The sequence below is a fragment of the Candidatus Clavichlamydia salmonicola genome, from assembly GCF_015356765.1.
In the GTDB taxonomy this organism is placed as follows: Bacteria; Chlamydiota; Chlamydiia; order Chlamydiales; family Chlamydiaceae; genus Clavichlamydia; species Clavichlamydia salmonicola.
The window spans coordinates 71,129-73,277 of the sequence record NZ_WTCQ01000002.1 but is presented as its reverse complement, the minus strand read 5'-3'; the positions used below and the strand labels follow the sequence as shown (position 1 = coordinate 73,277).

The following is a 2,149-nucleotide window of genomic DNA, read 5'->3' as shown; positions in this document are numbered from 1 at the left end:
TTAGAGATATAAAATAAAATTTATAAGGGCCACGATAGTTCTACTTTAAAGCATGTTTTTCTTATGTTTTTTAGTCAGTTCTGTTAGGATGGTCCTTTTTTTATTCTTAGTTAATAATGGTTTTAAAAGTTTTAAAAGGTTCTAAAGACATTGATGAAGCAGCAAGGCTATTAAAAGAAGGCAAGATAGTTGCTTTTCCTACAGAAACTGTTTATGGATTAGGTGCTGTTGTTTTTTCTATTGATTCTGTTAAGAAGATTTTTTCTTTAAAAGGTAGGCCAGCAGATAATCCTTTGATTGTTCATATTGCTGATATAGTGGATGTAGATCTTCTTGCAAAGGATCTTCCTGAAGATTTTTTTTTATTGGCAGAAGCGTTTTTCCCAGGGCCATTGACAGTCTTACTTCCTAAGCACCATTCTGTTCCTGCAATTGTAACAGGAGGGCATAGTTCTGTGGCAGTAAGAATGCCTAACTATGCAATGACATTATCTTTAATTAAAGCAGTAGGAGCGCCTATTGTTGGTCCTTCAGCTAATCGTTCAGGTAAGCCAAGCAGTACTTCTATAGATCATATCATTCATGATTTTCCAAAAGGGTTGGATGCAATTTTAGAAGGGGAGCAGGCTTGTTCTATTGGGATAGAGTCAACTGTCTTATCTTTACTTAATGATTGTCCAATGATTTGTCGTCCAGGTGTAGTTACTAGTGAAGAGATTGAGGAAGTGCTTGGGAAAAAAATTAATGACAAGTCAAAAGATGCACAAATGGTAGCTTCTCCAGGATCACGGTATCGTCATTATGCTCCAACCGCCCGAATACATCTTTGTTCATCAGAAGAAAATGCTCAAAAATATATAGAGCAATCCCCAAAAATATATAGAGCAATCATTAAAAATCCACATGCATATAATTTTTATCGTGCTCTTAGAGAGGCAGATAAGTTAGATGTTCAAGAAATTATCATCATATATAATCGAGAATTGGATAATAATCCTGCTTTATGGGATCGGATTTTTCGAGCTAGTTTGTCTTGATAATTAAGTTTTTTTAAGGAGTAAGTATGATTATTGATATGCATTGTGATCTTTTAGATTATTTAGTAACATCCCCAGGGCGTTCTCCCTATGACACAGAATCTAGATGTTCCTTGCCTTTTCTTCGTGAAGGAGGAATTTCTTTGCAAATATGTGCTTGCTTTACTGATACGAAGCCAGGAAGTGGTTATATTGCTTCAGAGCAAGTTGTTCATTATCGTAAAATACAAGATCCTTATGTAAAGACTATTTATAAAGATTCCTCTATCATATTGACTAAAGATAAAACTGCATTGATGTTGGCTTTTGAAAATGCATCAGGGCTTTGTGAAGAAAATGACAATTTAAAGGTATTAGAAACACGTTTAAGGGCATATGCTGATGAATTTATTATAGCGTATGTAGGTTTAATGTGGAATTCAGACAGTCGATTTGGTGGAGGCCCATTTTCTAAAAAAGGTCTTACAGCAGATGGAAAAGTACTTATCGATCTTTTAGTAGACCTTAAAATTCCTATAGATTTTAGTCATTCTTCAGATCAAGTGTTTTATGATGTGGTGGATTATGTTGAAGCTCGCCATCCACAAGCCCAGCTGCTAGCTAGTCATTCAAATCTTCGGTCAATTGTAACTCATCCTAGAAATCTTACTCCTGAACAGGTCAAAATTCTTGTTAAAAAAGGTGGCCTAATAGGATTAAATTTTCTAAAATCTTTTTTAGGTAAAGAGTTTAAGTCGTCTCTAAAAAGACAAATTATAGAGTTGTTAGAGTTGGGCGCAGAAGATGCCCTATGCTTTGGGAGTGATTTTTTTTCTTGTTGGTTTTATGGAAATAGATCATTACCAGAAGAGATTGATGTATATCATAAAGGATACGGATCCTCTCGATGTTTAAGTGATGTTGCTGAAGAAATAGCTGTTTATCTTTCCCCTGATCTTACTCAAAAAATAATAGCTAATAATGTAATACAATTCTTAACTCAAAGAGTTCCAATAAAATTACAAATGACGAATTAATATATATTTAATTTAAATAATTAATATTTATATATTGTTCTTGATTATATGCATGTAGTTAATGCTTTTTTTTGTTATAATACAAGGTATTCCTTT

Annotated in this window: 2 protein-coding genes; both read left to right on the top strand. The window is 33.5% G+C overall.

All coding sequences use genetic code 11. The features are described from left to right. Window positions 1-116 precede the first annotated feature (116 nt). Complete coding sequence (locus tag CLAVI_RS02390) at window positions 117-1,037, top strand: L-threonylcarbamoyladenylate synthase (protein WP_194844002.1); 921 nt, start codon at window positions 117-119, stop codon at window positions 1,035-1,037. 26 nt (window positions 1,038-1,063) lie between these two features. Continuing rightward, the gene (locus CLAVI_RS02385) at window positions 1,064-2,053 is read left to right on the top strand and encodes a dipeptidase (RefSeq protein WP_194844001.1); all 990 of its coding nucleotides are present in this window, start codon (window positions 1,064-1,066) and stop codon (window positions 2,051-2,053) included. The last annotated feature ends 96 nt before the right edge of the window (window positions 2,054-2,149 follow it).